This is a genomic window from Parendozoicomonas verongulae, assembly GCF_009711465.1.
GTDB classification, from domain to species: domain Bacteria; phylum Pseudomonadota; class Gammaproteobacteria; order Pseudomonadales; family Endozoicomonadaceae; genus Sansalvadorimonas; species Sansalvadorimonas verongulae.
On the sequence record NZ_SMME01000490.1, the window covers coordinates 809 to 1,039 of the forward strand.

Here is a 231-nt window from a genome sequence, read left to right on the forward strand (position 1 = left end):
CTCATATTTTTTTAATAGCGTCCCGATCTCCTCTAATGCTCTTTGGGGGTTGGTTTTCATAAGGTTGAAGGCAGCATCTATGTCACATGTCTGCACACGAGAGTAAGCCGGATAGTGCTGGGAGTGCCGTTGTGAAAGTTGGCGATGCTCAGAGTAACCTGTACGCTCTGGATATTGAGAACCATATGTACTGGAGGCATCAGGCGTATACCTACTTGAATCGCTTTGCCT